Source organism: Mucilaginibacter sp. GW822-FHT03E02 (assembly GCF_058801545.1).
Map to the genome: position 1 here is coordinate 3,383,241 of NZ_JBXANJ010000001.1, position 16,738 is coordinate 3,399,978.

General features: G+C 42.4%; 12 protein-coding genes. 3 read left to right on the top strand and 9 right to left on the bottom strand.

Going from position 1 to position 16,738, the window contains the following annotated elements:
• Positions 1–25 precede the first annotated feature (25 nt).
• The 3 genes from AC1RM2_RS13975 to AC1RM2_RS13985 form a co-directional block, all read right to left on the bottom strand.
• A complete protein-coding gene (locus AC1RM2_RS13975; protein WP_492985695.1) occupies positions 26–1,807 on the bottom strand; it encodes a RagB/SusD family nutrient uptake outer membrane protein in 1,782 nt (593 codons plus the stop codon).
• Between the two features lie 22 nt (positions 1,808–1,829).
• Positions 1,830–5,327 carry a TonB-dependent receptor gene (locus AC1RM2_RS13980; RefSeq protein WP_492985696.1) on the bottom strand — a complete coding sequence of 1,166 codons (3,498 nt, stop codon included), beginning with the start codon at positions 5,325–5,327 and terminating at the stop codon, positions 1,830–1,832.
• A 227-nt stretch (positions 5,328–5,554) separates the two neighbouring features.
• On the bottom strand, positions 5,555–6,616 hold the full coding sequence (locus AC1RM2_RS13985) for a FecR family protein (RefSeq protein WP_492985697.1): 1,062 nt from the start codon (positions 6,614–6,616) through the stop codon (positions 5,555–5,557).
• A gap of 245 nt (positions 6,617–6,861) precedes the next feature.
• On the opposite strand from AC1RM2_RS13985, the gene AC1RM2_RS13990 reads away from it, so the two are divergent.
• Positions 6,862–7,428: an RNA polymerase sigma-70 factor gene (locus AC1RM2_RS13990; RefSeq protein WP_492985698.1), complete on the top strand. Its 567-nt coding sequence runs from the start codon at positions 6,862–6,864 to the stop codon at positions 7,426–7,428.
• A gap of 13 nt (positions 7,429–7,441) precedes the next feature.
• Here AC1RM2_RS13990 and AC1RM2_RS13995 read toward each other — a convergent pair whose 3' ends face one another.
• From AC1RM2_RS13995 to AC1RM2_RS14015, 5 genes are all read right to left on the bottom strand, one after another.
• Complete coding sequence (locus tag AC1RM2_RS13995) at positions 7,442–7,630, bottom strand: hypothetical protein (protein ID WP_492985700.1); 189 nt, start codon at positions 7,628–7,630, stop codon at positions 7,442–7,444.
• 21 nt (positions 7,631–7,651) lie between these two features.
• Positions 7,652–8,227: a hypothetical protein gene (locus AC1RM2_RS14000; protein WP_492985701.1), complete on the bottom strand. Its 576-nt coding sequence runs from the start codon at positions 8,225–8,227 to the stop codon at positions 7,652–7,654.
• A gap of 49 nt (positions 8,228–8,276) precedes the next feature.
• Entirely contained in the window at positions 8,277–9,008 is a 732-nt protein-coding gene (locus tag AC1RM2_RS14005) for a phosphodiester glycosidase family protein (RefSeq protein ID WP_492985702.1), read from the bottom strand.
• Positions 9,009–9,048: 40 nt separating this feature from the next.
• On the bottom strand, positions 9,049–11,895 hold the full coding sequence (gene uvrA / locus AC1RM2_RS14010; protein ID WP_492985704.1) for an excinuclease ABC subunit UvrA: 2,847 nt from the start codon (positions 11,893–11,895) through the stop codon (positions 9,049–9,051).
• 454 nt (positions 11,896–12,349) lie between these two features.
• The gene (locus AC1RM2_RS14015) at positions 12,350–13,117 is read right to left on the bottom strand and encodes a lytic transglycosylase domain-containing protein (RefSeq protein ID WP_492985706.1); all 768 of its coding nucleotides are present in this window, start codon (positions 13,115–13,117) and stop codon (positions 12,350–12,352) included.
• Between the two features lie 245 nt (positions 13,118–13,362).
• Between AC1RM2_RS14015 and AC1RM2_RS14020 the strand changes: the two genes are divergently transcribed.
• Complete coding sequence (locus AC1RM2_RS14020; RefSeq protein WP_492985707.1) at positions 13,363–14,892, top strand: pseudouridine synthase; 1,530 nt, start codon at positions 13,363–13,365, stop codon at positions 14,890–14,892.
• An 81-nt stretch (positions 14,893–14,973) separates the two neighbouring features.
• On the top strand, positions 14,974–16,104 hold the full coding sequence (locus tag AC1RM2_RS14025; protein ID WP_492985709.1) for a lactonase family protein: 1,131 nt from the start codon (positions 14,974–14,976) through the stop codon (positions 16,102–16,104).
• Positions 16,105–16,230: 126 nt separating this feature from the next.
• Here the strand turns inward: AC1RM2_RS14025 and AC1RM2_RS14030 are convergent, their stop codons facing one another.
• Entirely contained in the window at positions 16,231–16,710 is a 480-nt protein-coding gene (locus AC1RM2_RS14030; protein ID WP_492985710.1) for a hypothetical protein, read from the bottom strand.
• Positions 16,711–16,738: the final 28 nt, after the last annotated feature.

The window sequence follows — 16,738 nt, forward strand, 5'->3', positions numbered from 1 at the left end:
CCCCGGCAGAGATAAATATAATTTATTAATGATAGCCCGGATTTTGTTTGAGCACAGGGGTACCGCCTTTCGCACTCAAATCAATTTCAGTAAGTGGAATAGGATAATATTCGTTTTTACTCTTTAAAAACTTGCCTCCTTTAACATCATTGGTAAATGCGCTTTGGTAAGCTACATAAGCATTAAGCTCGGTATCGGCAATGCCCCACCTTACCAGGTCAAAAAAGCGATGGCCTTCCATAGCCAATTCTATTTTGCGTTCAAAATAAATGGCTTTAAGTGCAAAATCTTTGCTGGCGAAGGCCCCTGCAGGGTAAGCGCTAACTTTATAGTTGGCAGCAGGTGTATTAGTAAAACCGGCAGTAGGATTATCCTCATTTTTATACTTATGAACCCAGCCCGATGTATTGGCTGCCCGGCTACGCACCATATTCACATAACTTTCGGCTTTATCAAAATTACCCAGTTGTGCTTCGGCTTCGGCTGCCATCAACAACACATCGGCATAACGGATGAGGTTAACGTTGATACCCGATCCCGGCGCCCAGGAAGTATTATCGCCATTGGTGCTTTGCTCGGCCTGGCCATATACATTTTTAATTGGCGAGTACGGGCCTCCGTATTGCTGATCGCGGATCCAATCGACGCCAGGGTGCAAGCCCCAATCAAGATATGGTATGCCGCGGCGGCCAACTGTCCAATCCAGCCGCGGATCGATGGTTCCGGCATCGGGTGTAAAATTAGCCCCTGCCGCTACCCCCATATCTGTTTTTAAAGCGTGGCTGTTATAATCATCCAAATAGGGCAGGCCGGTAGCCGGGTTGGTACGGTAATGATTGGCTAACTCTATTGATGGCTGATAAAAACCACAACAACTAAATGGGCTGCTGTTACCGTACGGAAAGTTCAGCATATCGCCATCGTTGGCGTTTGACGGGCCGTTGGGATCGGTATTGGCGGCTGCCTGCACGGCGAATACTGATTCGGCGCTGTTGTTGGTAGCTGTCCTGAAATTATCATTGAATTTTTCATTCAACTCATATTTCAGCCCCAATGCTGTTACCCCTTGCGCAATAACAGCATCGAAAACCGTTTTTGCCTCAGTGTACTTATGCTCATACAAATATGTTTTTGCTAAGTATGCGCCAGCAGCCCACTTGTTGGCCCTGCCCACATTTGCCTGGGTATTGGGCAGGTTATTATAGGCATACAAAAAGTCTGCTTCAATTTTGGGCCATATATCCGTTGTATTTGGCTGATTGATATCGGTTGTAGTTTCATCAATGTAAGGCACATTATTGAACATTTTTTTCAGGTCGAAGTAATAATGAGCGCGTAAAAACCGGGCCTGTGCTATGATGTTGGTTTTGGCAGCAGTTGTAATACCGGGCACCTTATTTGTAATTATAATGGTATTATTCGTGCGCGAAACGCCTTCATAGTCGGCCCGCCATTTGCTATCAAAAAAGCCATTGCTGGCGTCGGGGTTATACTTCATGATTGGCTCGATGGGTTGCTGATCGCCGGCTATACTTCCTTTTGAAGCATCACCACCGGCAACACCGCCATAAATCCAGTTATCGGGCGATGCCTCCCATGAACTGCCACCACCAAAAGCGGCGTCTCCGCCCTGCTGGCCGTCTAACGCTGCATAAGCGCCCACAAGCAGTTCGTTTGCGCCTGCTTCGGTTTGTAAAAACTTAGGCTCCAGCGCGCCATTGATTGATTTATCAAGAAACGTTTTTTTACATGCACCAAGCGCAAAAACGCTTAGCAACATAATACTGAAATATTTTTTTGCTTTCATTGTAATACTTTTAATGCTGTTGTTATAATGAAAAATTAACTCCGAATAAGAATGTGCGCGGGCTGGCATAACTACCTTCGTCAATGCCAAAATCTTTGGTGTTACCACTCAATTCCGGATCGACACCACTATAACCGGTTAATGTGAACAGGTTAGTTGCCGATACATATACCCGCAATTTCTGAATCCCTGCCTTTTTTAAACCGGCGACTTTAAAGGTGTAGCCAATTTGAGCGTTACGCATACGTACATATGTTCCGTTTTCAACAAAGTATGAGTTGGGTGTTGCGCCGCTGCTGGTAGATGCATCCAACTCCTGGATAGGGGCTTTTGCATTTTGATGGGTTGGTGTCCAGGAATCATTAAGTGCAGTATTACTTTTGGCAGTACCGAATGAAGCGTAAAAATCTCTCCAGTACTTAACGCTGTTCCATAGTTTGTTGCCAAATGAGCCGTAAAAGAACACACTGGCATCAAAGTTTTTATAGTTTACAGCCAGGTTTAATCCGGTAGTAAATTTCGGATTAGGGTTACCGATAAAAGTACGATCGGCATCAGTTATTACACCATCTCCGTTTACATCTTTATACCTGAAACGCCCCACTTTGGTATCTGATTGATAAACAGCATTTGGGTCGCTGGTTACTTTTTGGGCGCTGGCATCTGCGGCGTCAATCTGTGCCTGGTTGTTCCAAAAGCCAGCTATTTGATAACCATAAAATTCGCCCAGCGAATGACCAACAGCACTCCTGGTTATAGGGCTATCAAAACGGCTTGTGGCATCGCCAACAAAATAGTCCCTATCGTCAGATACTTTTAGTATTTTGTTATTATAGGTTGTTAAGGTTCCTGTGGCATTAAAACTCAGGTCTTTATTTACAGTTATATTGCTTGTTACAGATATATCAAGCCCATCCGTTTTCATTTTGCCCACGTTTTGCGCAGGTACATTTCCATTACCGGCGGTACCTAACTGCCTTGCGGCATACAAAAGGTCCTTTATATCCTTGCGGTAATAATCGGCCGTTATAGCTACTTTGCCGTTAAGGATGGTAGCATCAAAACCGAAGTTGGAGTTGATATCTTTTTCCCACAATGCGTTAGGGTTAGCTATCTGATCCTGATAAAAGCCAGGCAACAACGCGGAATTACCATCCAAAGGATAATATGACTGACCAATATTGGTACCAAAAGTAGTGTAAGCGTCTTTTGCCCCCATATTAATCTGGTTACCCATAATACCCCAACCGCCGCGTACTTTAAGATCGGTAAGCCATTTTACTTCTTTTAAAAAACTCTCCTGTGATACGCGCCAGCCGGCGCTAAAAGCCGGGAAATAGCCATAACGCTGGGTTACCGGGAATTTTGAGGAACCATCGCGGCGGATTGTAGCATTAAACAGGTACTTATTATCAAAAACATAATCCAGCCGGGCAAATTCAGATAACAGCGACGTTGAGCTTTTACTGCTGTAAGTGTTTTTGTTTGTTGTACCTGTTGAAAGGCTAACATAATCAGGATCAAAATTATAAAAGCCCTGTATACTACCACCCAGGCTTTTATCATAAGTTTCAACAGCTTCGGTACCTATAACCACGTTCAAATTATGCTTACCAAAAGTTTTCAGATAAGTAAGCGTATTTGTCCAGTTGTAGCTATAGCTATTTGCCGAATTTTCGTTATAGCTGTTTGTTTGGGAGTTTTCTACGTTTTCATATGTCGGGTAGGTAAACGCGTGGTCGTTACTGTTTATTATGTCTCCGCCAAAACTGGTGCGCAGGGTAAGGCCCTTAAAAATATCCGCTTCGGCAAACATGTTGCCCAGCAGCCTGTAAGCTATAGCGCCATTTACTTTAGTGCGCTGCTGTATAGCCACAGGGTTATTAGAATCGCCCAGGCCTGTACCATAAGTGCCGGCATAATTACCCATTATATCATAAACAGGTATAATTGTCTGCTCTCTTAAACCCATAGCTATTACGCCATCGGGATTGTTGGCGCTTATTTGCGCATGGTTGGCGGCAGCCACCTGGGGCGTTTTGGTGATAGAATAAGCAAGGTTTTCGCCTATACGGATATGTTTGGTAATATTAAAGGTGGTATTTGAGCGCAGGGTGTACCGTTTTAGGTAAGTATCAATCAATGTTCCCTGCTGATTAAAATAATTAAGCGAGAACAGGTAGCTTGCCTGATCGCTGCTGCCACTTAAGGTTAAATTATGGCTGGTTATAGGAGCCGATTTGAATAATTCATGATACCAATCGGTACCTGTTTTATTTGCCCTTGTTATGCGATAAAAGCTATTAAAATCATCAGGCGAGGTATAGTTAGGGTTAACATAGTATTTTGAGGGATTTACGGAAGGATCGCCTTCTTTAGCACCGGCAGGTGTAATATAATCGGGCAAAGTAAAAGTGGAGTTTGCCCCTGTTGGATTATATAACGGGTCTGTAAAATCGGTAATACCTGAATTTTTTTCAGCCATGAGCTGTAGGTTAGCCGCTTGCTGCGGATTTAATGTATGCCAAACATTACCCCCTTTTGGCACCTGCGAACCATAATAAGCATCATACTGAATGCTCACTTTGCCCTTGCCCCTTTTGGTGGTAATGATGATAACCCCGTTTGCAGCCCTGGCGCCATATATTGACGCGGAGCTTGCATCCTTTAACACCTGTAACGATTCAACGTCATTTGGGTTGATGGTGCTTACATCATAGGTTTCCATACCATCAACCACATATAATGGGGTGTTATCGCCAAACGTATTAAAACCCCGGATGTGTACCTGGGGCTCTTCCCCCGGCTGGCCCGATCCGGTTACTGTAACGCCCGATGCCTGCCCCTGTAACTGGCTGTTTACCGATGATGACGCTTGTTTATTCAAATCCTTAACATTAACTACGGCTACGGCACCGGTAAGGTCTTTCTTTTTTTGAGTGGTATAACCAACCACTACAACCTCGTTCAGGGCTTTTGATTCTTCAACAAGCTTTACGTTTACCACGGTTTGGCCGGCAATGGGCACTTCCTGTGGTGTAAAGCCTAAAAAGTTAAAAAGGAGCGTGCCTGTGCCATCGGGCAATGTAAGGCTATATTTTCCGTCGATGTTGGTTACTGTTCCTAATGTGCTCCCTTTAAGTTTTATGCTTACACCGGGTAGCGGTAGCCCGGCAGCGTCTGTAACGGTACCGGTTACAGTAACGGTTGCTATGGTTTTTCCATCAGCCGGTTTAATAATAATGATGTTATCAACCACCTGGAAGGTGAGTTGCTGATTTTTAAGCACATTTTTCATTACCGTTTCAATACTGGCATTTTGCAGCTCAACGTTGATTTTTTTATCAACGTTAACCTGATCCAACCGGTAAAAAACCGAGTACTTACTGTTTTTTTCAATCTGCTTAAACATCTGTTTAACAGATATATTGTTTACATTAAAGTTGTAAACGTTTTGCGAAAAAGCAGCTGCGTGTATTTGCATTATTCCCGTTAAGAGTAAAACAGTTACAAGCTTCATAATTTTAATCGTTTTTTGCCACGCGCGCGCAGCCATTACAGATTTTCTGTCAAAATTTATCATAAATTTGTTTGTTAATCAGTTAATACGATGCTTCCCCAAGCGTAGGGTATTAGCTATTGATTTTATTGAAGCCCGGAGTGTTAGCGCACACCGGGTTTTTTATTTTGATAAAGAGAGCGTTAGTTTTTCGCCATAAGTTATTTTGTTTTTAAAGGGTTAACAGATTAGTTTTTATTGTTTTTTGTGATGTTTATTGTATTGCCTGTAATAGAATAGTTGATTGCTGTATTGCCTTTTATCAGTTCCAAAACCTTATCTATACTGGATATGCTTTTGAAACTGCCCGAATAGCGGATGTTTTGCAGTTCGGCATCGTCCATAATAATTTTCACATTGTACCTGCGTTCCAATACTTTAGAGATCTCGTCGAGCGTATTACCATCAAATACAAGTAAATCATCCTTCCAGCCGTCGTAGCGGTCCATTTTTGCCGAATCAACCTCTGATACTTGTATCTCGTTAAGGTTTTTCAATTCTTTATCATCCTGCTTTACAGCGTATTTTTCGGCACCGGGATAATATATCCTGAGCACCTGGTGCGGCTTAACGTAGATGCGGTTCATCTCGCGGGTGTTGTTATCTATATTGCCTTCAACCGCTACCTCGCCTTTTACAACCGTAGTTTCAAAAAAAGAGTCGTTGGCGTAAGCCTTCAGGTTAAATTTTGTGCCGATATCCCTTATGGTATAGTTTTTAGTGTTAACCAAAAACGGGATAGTTTTGCTACCAGGGGCAATGTCGAAAAAAGCCTCACCCTCCAGGTAAACAGTCCGGTTTGTTTTATTAAAATCAGTATTGTATTTAAGCTTGCTGCCTGCATTTAGCCAAACAAGTGTGCCATCGCTTAAAACTATTTTTTTTATGCCCCCATTATTAACAGATACCATCCTTGTGTTCTGCACATTTTTTGAATAATGGTTTACAAGCAAAGCTGTCAGCAAACCAAACAGGGCCACGGCTGCAGCTACTTTACTCCATACTGCAAGCACCCTGTATTTTGGCACATGCGGGATAGTTGCCGCCGAAAATTTGGCGAATGCTTTCTCCTCATTAATAACATCGGGCTTCAGGTATAGCATGTTTTGCCAGGTTTCATATAGCTGGGCAAAGTACTGCTCATTCTCGGGGTGCGCATTAACCCATTCTTTCACTTGTTCCACCTCTTTTTCATCGGCTTCGCGGGTTATGTATTTTACCAGTAACAGTTTTATTTCCTCGTTGTCCATTCGTGTTCTTATTAGCAAGACAACTGAAAAACGCCGTACCCTCAAACAGGATTAAAATATTTCTTTATTAAATTCGGATAAAGACAAAATTTCACCCAGCTAATTGCGAATTATGCCCACTATGCAAAATATTCGCAAGCGGATTTGTTAATATTTCCATATTAAATTTGATGCTTTCAAAATTTAATCGTTAACTTGTTAAAGTTTTTTAAAAAGTAATTCTTTTTTACCTATCCTATGAATAAATGATTACCCCAAAAACCAACACATCAATAACAAAACTCACACAGGGTGATGCCGGCGCGTTTGAAGTTTTATTTAAACTTCATTATACCCGCCTTACGCTTTTCGCCAATCGTTTTGTGAATGATTTGCCGGTGGCCGAGGAGATAGTTGCCGAAATATTTACTGATTTGTGGGAGAAAGGCCATGAAGTTACCTTTTCAACATCGGTAAGTTCGTACCTGTATAAAATGGCGCAAAACCGGAGCCTCAATTATTTGAAGCACCAAAAAATAGAAAACCTTTACGTGAATTACCTGCAAAAAAACAACCTGCTTGATGAAGTACGCAGCGCCGTTGAAAACGGGTACGAAGAAAAAGAACTGGCCCACCAGATAAAAGCAGCCATAAACACCCTCCCCGAAAAATGCCGTGAAATTTTTGTATTGAGCCGCTTTAGCGATATGAAGTATAAAGAAATTGCCAGCAAGCTCAACCTTTCGCCCAAAACGGTTGAACGCCAGGTGAATATTGCCTTAGAGAAGTTAAGGCAAACGCTGAAACATGTGAGTTACTTGTTGATGTTTTGAGGGAAACACTTTCTTAGTTTTTATCAACCGATTTTTTAAACCGAAGAAAAAAATCTTCCATATTGTCATACTTTACTTTAGAAATAATGACAATGTCTTCGTCGGCTCCGCAATCTACTACCAACGGCTCGTGTTTGTTTCGCACAATATTCAAACACGATCTTAGTTTCTTTTGAAATAGCAGGTAATTTATTGTTTTCATATAGCTTATTAAGGTCGTGTTTTAAAGCCTTATTTTATAATATTTTACTTTATTATCGTCAATCATCAAAGTGAGTTGGTCAAACCAATAAATTCGACCAGAAATAATATTATCCGGCAAATTGATAAACTTATTTTTTACCAGCTTACCATTTACAATCCTGCCTATCTGAATCCTTTGCTTTACATCGGTGCCGGCACCTTCCAGGCAAATGAAATCTTTATTATTGCTAAAGAAATTTGGCTTATCCAGCAGTGTATCAATTTTACCGGTTTGTTTATCTATAAGGTAATATTCTTCTGTATTGGGTTCCAGCTCATGAATTACAACCATTTGACTGCTCTTAAGTTCGCCTTCACAGCGGTATTCCCGCATCTCGCCGTCATCTTTTAAAACAATAGTTTTTTTGACTGTTTTTATTTTGATTATACCTTTAGCCTTATACCCAATCCTCGTTTTTATAACAAGATCATTAAAAGGCAAGTGCTTATTAAATTCTGTTTTATTAATAAGGAATACTTTTGTGACTATTTTTTGCTGGGCAAACACGCCCGACATCAAAAAAGAAAGCAGCATGCAGGTTAATAGGTTTTTCATACATGCAATATAACATTCTATCCTCTTTTCGGCACCCGCTGCTCAAATATTATTTAGGTTCGGTTATCCCAATCATCACCCCAAAGTTCCCATCTGTCTGTATCCAATTCTTTTCGGGCAAATAAGCCCGGGAAACAAAACCATCCAGGTACAAAGCATTTTTACAGCCCATGTTTTTAAAATACACTGCAAAATCATAAAAGTTTACGGCCACTTTAGAGATTACAAAAACAATTTCGCCTGATGGTAAAATACCAACGCCATTCCTGACATTCAGGTTTGTTGACCCTGCTTTAAATGATGGATGAATTTGCCCGCCTATCACCAGCATCGGCCCTGATTGGGTGGCGTATTTGATATCATCATGATCTTTAAACGAGGCTGTGCTGCAAATAACCGCAGTATTGGTTGCTGTAAGATAGAAAACTCCATTAGGCTTCAGGTAAAAATTACCATTACCTGATGACGTATCTAATGGCGATAATGTTTTTTTATTTTCGATATACAGCCCCTGCGGCGATCCATCCGGTTTGTACATCCCTGCGTTCATAGCAAATACCAACTTACGCTTATTATTATCAAGCCAAAGCTTCAGATTTTGGATACTGCCGAAATTCGAGTTTCTATCGTCCTTCCAATAAAGTTTCAGTTCGTGTTTTTTGGGGTTTACCTCGTAGCTAAGAAAACGGTCTTCGTCTTGATGTGTCCGGCTAAAAGCCAACGCAACCGCAGCAGCCAGCAGGATGATAACGGTGGATAGAAAGCTCCTGCTCTTTTTCATTTCGATCTGCATTAGTTTCTATCCACAATATATCGATATTTTATTTGACGCCCATTTCCTTTTTCAAAAACTGGCCTGTAAAACTTTCCTTCACTTTACATAACCCTTCGGGTGTACCGCTGAAAAGTATTTTACCGCCGCCAGAGCCACCTTCGGGGCCAAGGTCTATCACATGATCAACCACTTTAATTACATCCAGGTTATGCTCAATTACCAAAACCGTATTGCCCTTATCAACCAGTTGATAAAGCACACCTAAAAGCACGTTAATATCCTCAAAATGTAAGCCGGTTGTAGGCTCATCTAAAATATAGAAAGTGTTGCCGGTATCTTTTTTAGATAATTCGGTGGCCAGCTTCACACGCTGCGCCTCGCCGCCCGATAGAGTTGTTGACGCCTGGCCCAAAGTGATATAACCCAAACCAACATCATTCAAAGTTTTTACCTTACGGTATATGGAAGGGATATGTTCAAAAAATGGCGTGGCATCTTCAATACTCATATCCAGCACATCGCTGATGGATTTACCACGGTAGCGCACTTCCAGTGTTTCGCGGTTGTACCGGCGGCCACCACATTCTTCGCATGGTACCTGCACATCAGGTAAAAAGTTCATTTCAATAACCTTCATGCCAGCGCCCTGGCAGGTTTCGCAACGGCCACCTTTTACGTTGAATGAAAAACGGCCGGGCTTATATCCCCTGATCCTTGACTCCGGCAGTGCAACATAAAGGTTCCGGATATCTGAAAACACGCCGGTATAGGTAGCCGGGTTTGATCGTGGCGTACGGCCGATAGGTGTTTGATCTATCTCGATCACTTTATCGATGTTCTCCAACCCCTCAATTTTTTCATATGGCAGCGGGTGCTTTTTGGCCCTGAAAAAATGATGATTTAATATAGGGTATAGCGTTTCGGTAATTAAGCTTGATTTACCGCTGCCGGATACCCCTGTAACACCAATTAATTTACCTAAAGGAAAATCAACAGAAACCTTTTTTAAATTATGACCGGTTGCTTTTTTAAGGCTTAGCGTTTTGCCATTGCCTTCTCTCCGTTTCTCAGGTACAGCGATAGAACGCTCGCCATTGATATAGGATGTAGTGAGTGTATGTTCTTTCATTAATTGTGCAGGCGTGCCCTGCGCAACAATCTGCCCGCCGTGCACGCCGGCTGCCGGGCCCATGTCAATTACATGGTCGGCTTCAAGTATCATATCTTTATCGTGCTCAACTACCAAAACGGTATTACCCAGATCGCGCAGGTTTTTAAGGGCGTTTATCAGGCGCTCGTTATCGCGTTGGTGCAGGCCGATGCTCGGCTCATCCAAAATATACATGACGTTCATCAGTTGCGAGCCTATTTGCGTAGCCAAACGGATTCGCTGCGCCTCGCCGCCTGATAGGGTTTTGGCCGTACGATCAAGCGTTAAATAACTCAATCCCACATCCAGCAGGAACACGATACGTGCGCGGATCTCTTTCAAAATCTCTTTGGCAATAACATTCTGGCGTTCGCTCAGCCTGTCTTCCAAACCGTTAAACCATTCCTGCAGATGATTGATATCCATGCAGGCTAACTCAAATATATTCTTGTTATCTACCTTAAAATGCAGCGATTCTTTCTTCAGCCTTGCGCCCTCACAAACCGGGCAGGTTTTAAGTACACGATAGTTTTCCATATCGTCCATGCCCTCGTCATTCCGGCGTTCCTGCTGCTCTTCCAGCATACGCACAATACCATCAAAAGTAATGGTATAGCTTTGCACATTCCATTTATTGTACTCTACAGAAACGCTGATGGTATCGGGCGCTCCATTAAGTATAATATCTAAATGATCGCGGCTTAACTTTTCTATCGGCGTGGTTAATGAAAACTCGTACTTTTTAGCCAGTGCCTTCAGCACCTGGAAAATCCAGGTTTCGCGGTATTCACCTATCGGTGCCAGGCCACCGTTCATGATAGTCAACTTAGGATTAGGGATAACCGATGCTTCATCAACCTCAAAAATATATCCCAAACCATTACATTTTTCGCAGGCGCCATAAGGTGAGTTGAACGAGAATGTATTTGGCTGCGGTTCATCGTACGAGATACCCGAAACCGGGTCCATCAAATACTTACTGTAATAGGCTACATTACCATCCTTATCGCCCACGCGGATAATGCCTTTGGCAATTTTAAGCGCCGTTTGTACCGAGGTGTATAAACGCTTGCTGTCTTTTTCGGTCACTACCAGCCTGTCAACCACAATATCGATATCGTGTATCTTGTATCGGTCTACCTGCATCTTTGGCTCCACGTCGGCCATAGCGCCATCAATCCATACCTTAAGGTAGCCTTGCTTACGGATAGATTCAAAGAGCTCGCGGTAATGACCTTTGCGGGCTTTAACAACCGGTGCAAGGATGTTTACCGGCTGACCGTCGAATTTTTCGGTAATGGTTTTCAGGATCTGATCTTCGCTCATCCGCTCCATTTTCTCGCCTGTTGTATAGGAATAGGCATCCCCGGTACGGGCGAAAAGCAAACGCATAAAATCGTAAATCTCGGTAATAGTACCCACTGTTGATCGTGGGTTTTTGCTGGTTGTTTTTTGCTCAATAGCAATAACCGGGCTTAAGCCCGACACTTTATCCACATCCGGCCGCTCCATACCACCCATAAACTGGCGCGAGTAAGCCGAAAATGTTTCCATATAACGGCGCTGCCCTTCGGCATAAATGGTATCAAATGCCAATGACGATTTGCCGCTGCCACTTAAGCCGGTAATTACCACCAGCTGGTTGCGCGGAAAAGAAACATCAATGTTTTTTAAATTATGTACCCTGGCCCCGTAAACTTCAACTTCGCTTTGTTCGCCCAGGTCGATGGTTTTTTCAATCATATGTATTTTTAAAAACAATATAGTTTGGCCGGTTTAAAAAAGCCCGCCAACTATACTAATATTTTTCGCAAATATATGTAAAAAGCTGATGCTTTATAAGATATGCAACAAGCCGAAACGTTATTTGACTTAAAAATAACAGCCCTATTGTAACCGTAGTTTTTTAAACTTGTTTTAATAGAGAGCTTAAGGCAGAAAGCCTAAAACAGAAAGCTCAATGAGCAAATTACTATGATATTGAGCAGGTATATTATTGGATAGCAAAACATAAAAAAAGCCGACCTTCCATCCAGGAAAATCGGCTTTCAAGTGCTCCGTAAATTTTAATTATTGAATTATTGAGTGTCTGAATTATTGATTTAGCTAAAAGAAATAATTCAATAATTCAATAATTCAATAATTCAATAATTCAATAATTCAATAATTCAATAATTCAATAATTCAATAATTGATATCAATTAAAGGCTAACAGTTGTGTTGTGGGTGGGATAACAATGTAATCCTTATACCCAAACTTTTTAGGCTGTTCGATAATTGCTTTCATGGCAATAAGCTTGTAGATGTATGAACCGGTTTCGCGGTTCAGGCTCATGCGAAAGTAATTATCCTCGTTTTGCTTATTAATGGCGCGTTCCATTTTAATGGAGCCATTGTTGTAAGCTGCTGCAGCCAGCGTCCAGCTGTTAAACTCACCATACAGTTCTTTGATGTACTTGCAGGCAGCGATTGTCGATTTGCGCACATTTTGGCGTTCATCAACACCATGACCAACCTTTAGGCCATAAGTACGCGCGGTACCCGCCATAAACTGCCATAAGCCAGATGCACCTTTTGATGAAGTGCCGCTTTTAAGGCCCGATTCAACCAACGGGATGTATTTAAAATCATCCGGAATACCGTAAAACTTTAAAATTGGCTCAATAATAGGGAACAGCACTTCGGCCTTGCGGTGCAGCAAGGTTGACTGAACACTTTTAAAAGAATGTTGGCTAAGCGATTTGTTGAGTTTTTTGGTAACCCTGGCATCGTTAACAGGTAAAGCTTCGTCGGCAAAATTATAGGCAGCCGTAGTGCTTTTAATAAAAATAAATTTCGAGGTCCGATGGCTTAATTTGGCCGGTTTTGCAACCGTTTCGGCAATTGTTGTGCCGTAGATATTAAGCTTTGAAATGAGGGCCAGCACCAGGATTACGGAGCACGTAAGTAAGTGTTTTTTAATCATTCCTTTTTTTATCATTAACTATACATTAGGTAAAATGTGCTGCAAAGGTATGTCATACAAATCACATAATCAAATACTTAGGATTTTGCCAACTTTTTTAGCATGGGTTTTCGGTTCAAAAACCGTGTTTAAAACCGTTTAAACCGTGATTTTGTTTGCCGACATTTTTTTATTTTTTTTGATTAAACTGTGCCAAAAAAGCGTAACTTTGACCCTCACGCTGCGAAAGCGCTAAACAAAAAAATATGGTATTTAAGAGACCAACAGGTAGTCGCGATGACAGGCCAGGAAAATCAACTGGCAGAAGTTCAAGAGGCGACGATAAGCCAAAAAGACCGGCAACCGCAAAAGGTAAAGCCACTCCGGACGGAGAAAAGAAAAAACTATCCAGACCGGATAAACCATTCCAAAGCAACAGGTTCAGTGACGATAAGCCCAAAAGCAATTTTAGGGACAGCGCATCATCTGGCGACAAAAAATCGTCGGGCAGGTCAAAGCCATACTCCGGCAGGCCATCTGCAGGTGACGACAAGCCTAAAAGCAACTTTAGAGACGGGGCATCATCTGGTGATAAAAAAAGCTTTTCGCCACGCAGCAAGCCATACTCTGGCAGGCCAGCAGGCGGCGATTTTGAAGACAGGCCAAAAAGAAGCTTCGGTGCCGGCTCATCAGCCAGCGGCGAAAGAAAACCCTACTCCGGCAGGCCAACTTCGGGCGAAGGTGAAGAAAGACCCAAAAGAAACTTTGGCGGCAGCAGTGCCGGCGAAAAGAAACCATACTCTTCTCCACGCACCCGTACATCAAATACCGATTTTGGTGATAAGCCCAAAAGAAGTTTTGGCGCAGGTGCAGAAAGATCAACAGATAAAAAATTTGGCGAAAGGCCCGAAGGCGGATTTAAAAAGCGCGAAGGCAGTTTCTCAAAAGATAAACCGGCTTACAATGCCGACAAGCCACAGCGTAAACCCACCTACGATAAAATAACTAAAGACACCAGCGCACCCGAAAGGACCATGCGTGGCCGTAAAAAACCAGCCGAAACCAAAACCAAGGATGATGGCCTTATCCGCCTTAACCGTTATATATCAAATGCAGGCATCTGTTCTCGCCGTAAGGCCGATGAACTGATCATTGCAGGCGTAGTATCGGTAAATGGCGTAGTGGTTGACGAACTGGGCGCCAAAATTGATCCCCGTAAGGATGAGATCAAATATAACGGCGAAACCCTGCGTCGCGAAAAAATGGTTTACGTTTTGTTAAATAAACCAAAGGATTACATTACCACTACCGAAGACCCGCAAGAACGCCGTACTGTAATGCACCTGGTTGAAAAAGCGACCAAAGAGCGCATTTACCCGATTGGCCGTTTAGACAGGAACACCACCGGGTTATTATTAATGACCAACGATGGCGACCTTGCCGATAAATTATCGCATCCACGCAGCAACATCAGCAAACTATACCAGGTTGAATTAAGTAAAGCTTTATCACAAGGCGATCTAAACAAGATAACCTATGGTATCGAGCTGGAAGATGGTTTAATTAAACCCGATTCGGTATCGTACGTTGCCGGTGCATCAAAAAGAGAAGTGGGCATCCAGATTCATAGCGGTAAAAACCGTGTGGTACGCCGCATTTTTGAAAGCCTTGGTTACGAAGTTGTGAAGCTTGATAGGGTGGTTTACGCCAACCTCACCAAAAAAGATCTTCCCCGCGGCCGCTACCGCCATTTGGAAGAAAGCGAGATCATCCAGCTTAAACACCTGATAAAATAATTATAAAACGCCCCGCTAAACATCGGGGCGTTTTTTTTGTCTATTTTGTTAACTTGCGCTCCATAATCAATTTGTACCCACATGAAAAAAGTTCTTTTGATCATAGCGATACTATCGCCTTTGTTTAATTACGCCCAGGATAAAAAGCCAATTCCAAAATCATTTGATTTGGTTGTAGGTACGTATACAACAGGTACCAGTAAGGGTATTATGGTTTATCGCTTTTATACCCAAAGCGGCAAACTGGCTTATTTAAGCCAGATAGATGGCGTTACCAACCCATCGTACCTTACCATCAGCAAAAACAATAAATTTATTTACGCCGTAAACGAAGTTACCAAAGGCGAGGTAAGCGCATTTTCATTTGATGCCAAAACCGGCAAAATAGATTTTATCAACAAACAATCCTCTTTAGGCGCCGACCCATGTTATATTGCGGTAGATAAAGCACAAAAAAATGTTTTTGTAGCCAATTATTCAAGTGGCCAGGTTGCTGTACTACCTGTTAATAAGGACGGTTCATTGGGCAACGGCATTGAAACTGTACGCAATGAAGAAGGCAAAGGCCCCAACAAAGAACGCCAGGAAGGCCCGCATGCCCACATGAGTATATTATCGCCCGATGAAAAATACCTGTTTTATAATGATTTGGGTACCGATAGGATAAACATCTATCGTTATCGTGCGGGTAAGACATCTCCATTAACCGATCCTACGTTTGTAAGTGTTACTCCCGGAGAAGGCCCCCGCCACCTGGAATATTCTTTGGATAAAAAGCATGTTTACCTGGCCACCGAAATGGGATCGAATGTATTTGTGTTTGACTACGACAATGGCAAGTTTAAACAGAAACAGGTAATAACATTACTACCCGATGGCTTTACAGGCAAAACAGCTGCTGCAGCTATCCACTTATCGCCTGATGGCCGTTTTCTGTATGTATCAAACCGTTTAGAGACTAACGAAATTATTTGTTATGCGGTTAACCAGGAAACTGGCGGACTTACCTTTGTATCGCGCCAATCAACCTATGGTAAAAACCCACGCGATTTTGCCATCGACCCATCGGGTAACTACCTGGTGGTAGCCAACCAGGGCAGCGATAGTATGTTTGTATTTAAAATAGACCAAAATACAGGTAAGCTTACCCAAACAGGCATTAAGATAGAAATTGGCAATCCCGTTTGTTTGAAATTTACGTCGGCAGAATAGTTTTGAGGCGAAAGGTAAAAGGCGAAAGGAGCCCATTGGTAAAAACAAAAAAGGGTAAGCACTACTACAAATTGTGTTTACCCTTTTTCTTTGAGGTAAAAAAACCTTTTACCTTTACCCTTTCACCTAATTTTTAGTGAATGAATAAATAATATACCCGGTGCTGCCGCCTACATCAACAGCTGATTTAAGCACCATGGCGGTGCCATCGTTGCTGGCAATATCTAAACGATAGCCTTCGGCTACGTTTTTAGGTTTATCTCCCTGGTAAATTTTCTTGAACTGAAATTGGGTACCTGTTGTACCACCGTTATAAACCGACCAGAAAATAGTTTGAGTTGTGCCATTGCTTAAGGTGTAAATGCCGTTGCCACTATTAGTTAGTTTCCAGGTGCTGCCAACAAATGCTTCGGGGGCCGCCTGATCAAACACATTTTGAACGGCGCCTTGTACAAGGCCCTGGTAACTTACATTGTTCAATGTCCAGGTGCCGGTAAATTTACCGCGGGATACGTTGGTTGTAGTTGCATTTTGCGGGGTTGAACAGGCCGCAAATAAAAAAATAAGGGATAGGATCGCTATCGGTGTTTTTAGTACATTTTTCATGACAGAAGTTATTTAATGCATATAAGCA

What these genes read in the sequence shown, in the direction of transcription:
- AC1RM2_RS14000 (WP_492985701.1), bottom strand. Translation starts at nt 8,227, where the DNA reads ATGAAAAACCTATTAACCTGCATGCTGCTTTCTTTTTTGATGTCGGGC.
- AC1RM2_RS13980 (WP_492985696.1), bottom strand. Translation starts at nt 5,327, where the DNA reads ATGAAGCTTGTAACTGTTTTACTCTTAACGGGAATAATGCAAATACAC.
- AC1RM2_RS14015 (WP_492985706.1), bottom strand. Translation starts at nt 13,117, where the DNA reads ATGATTAAAAAACACTTACTTACGTGCTCCGTAATCCTGGTGCTGGCC.
- AC1RM2_RS13995 (WP_492985700.1), bottom strand. Translation starts at nt 7,630, where the DNA reads ATGAAAACAATAAATTACCTGCTATTTCAAAAGAAACTAAGATCGTGT.
- AC1RM2_RS14025 (WP_492985709.1), top strand. Translation starts at nt 14,974, where the DNA reads ATGAAAAAAGTTCTTTTGATCATAGCGATACTATCGCCTTTGTTTAAT.
- uvrA (WP_492985704.1), bottom strand. Translation starts at nt 11,895, where the DNA reads ATGATTGAAAAAACCATCGACCTGGGCGAACAAAGCGAAGTTGAAGTT.
- AC1RM2_RS13990 (WP_492985698.1), top strand. Translation starts at nt 6,862, where the DNA reads ATGATTACCCCAAAAACCAACACATCAATAACAAAACTCACACAGGGT.
- AC1RM2_RS14005 (WP_492985702.1), bottom strand. Translation starts at nt 9,008, where the DNA reads ATGAAAAAGAGCAGGAGCTTTCTATCCACCGTTATCATCCTGCTGGCT.
- AC1RM2_RS14020 (WP_492985707.1), top strand. Translation starts at nt 13,363, where the DNA reads ATGGTATTTAAGAGACCAACAGGTAGTCGCGATGACAGGCCAGGAAAA.
- AC1RM2_RS13985 (WP_492985697.1), bottom strand. Translation starts at nt 6,616, where the DNA reads ATGGACAACGAGGAAATAAAACTGTTACTGGTAAAATACATAACCCGC.
- AC1RM2_RS14030 (WP_492985710.1), bottom strand. Translation starts at nt 16,710, where the DNA reads ATGAAAAATGTACTAAAAACACCGATAGCGATCCTATCCCTTATTTTT.
- AC1RM2_RS13975 (WP_492985695.1), bottom strand. Translation starts at nt 1,807, where the DNA reads ATGAAAGCAAAAAAATATTTCAGTATTATGTTGCTAAGCGTTTTTGCG.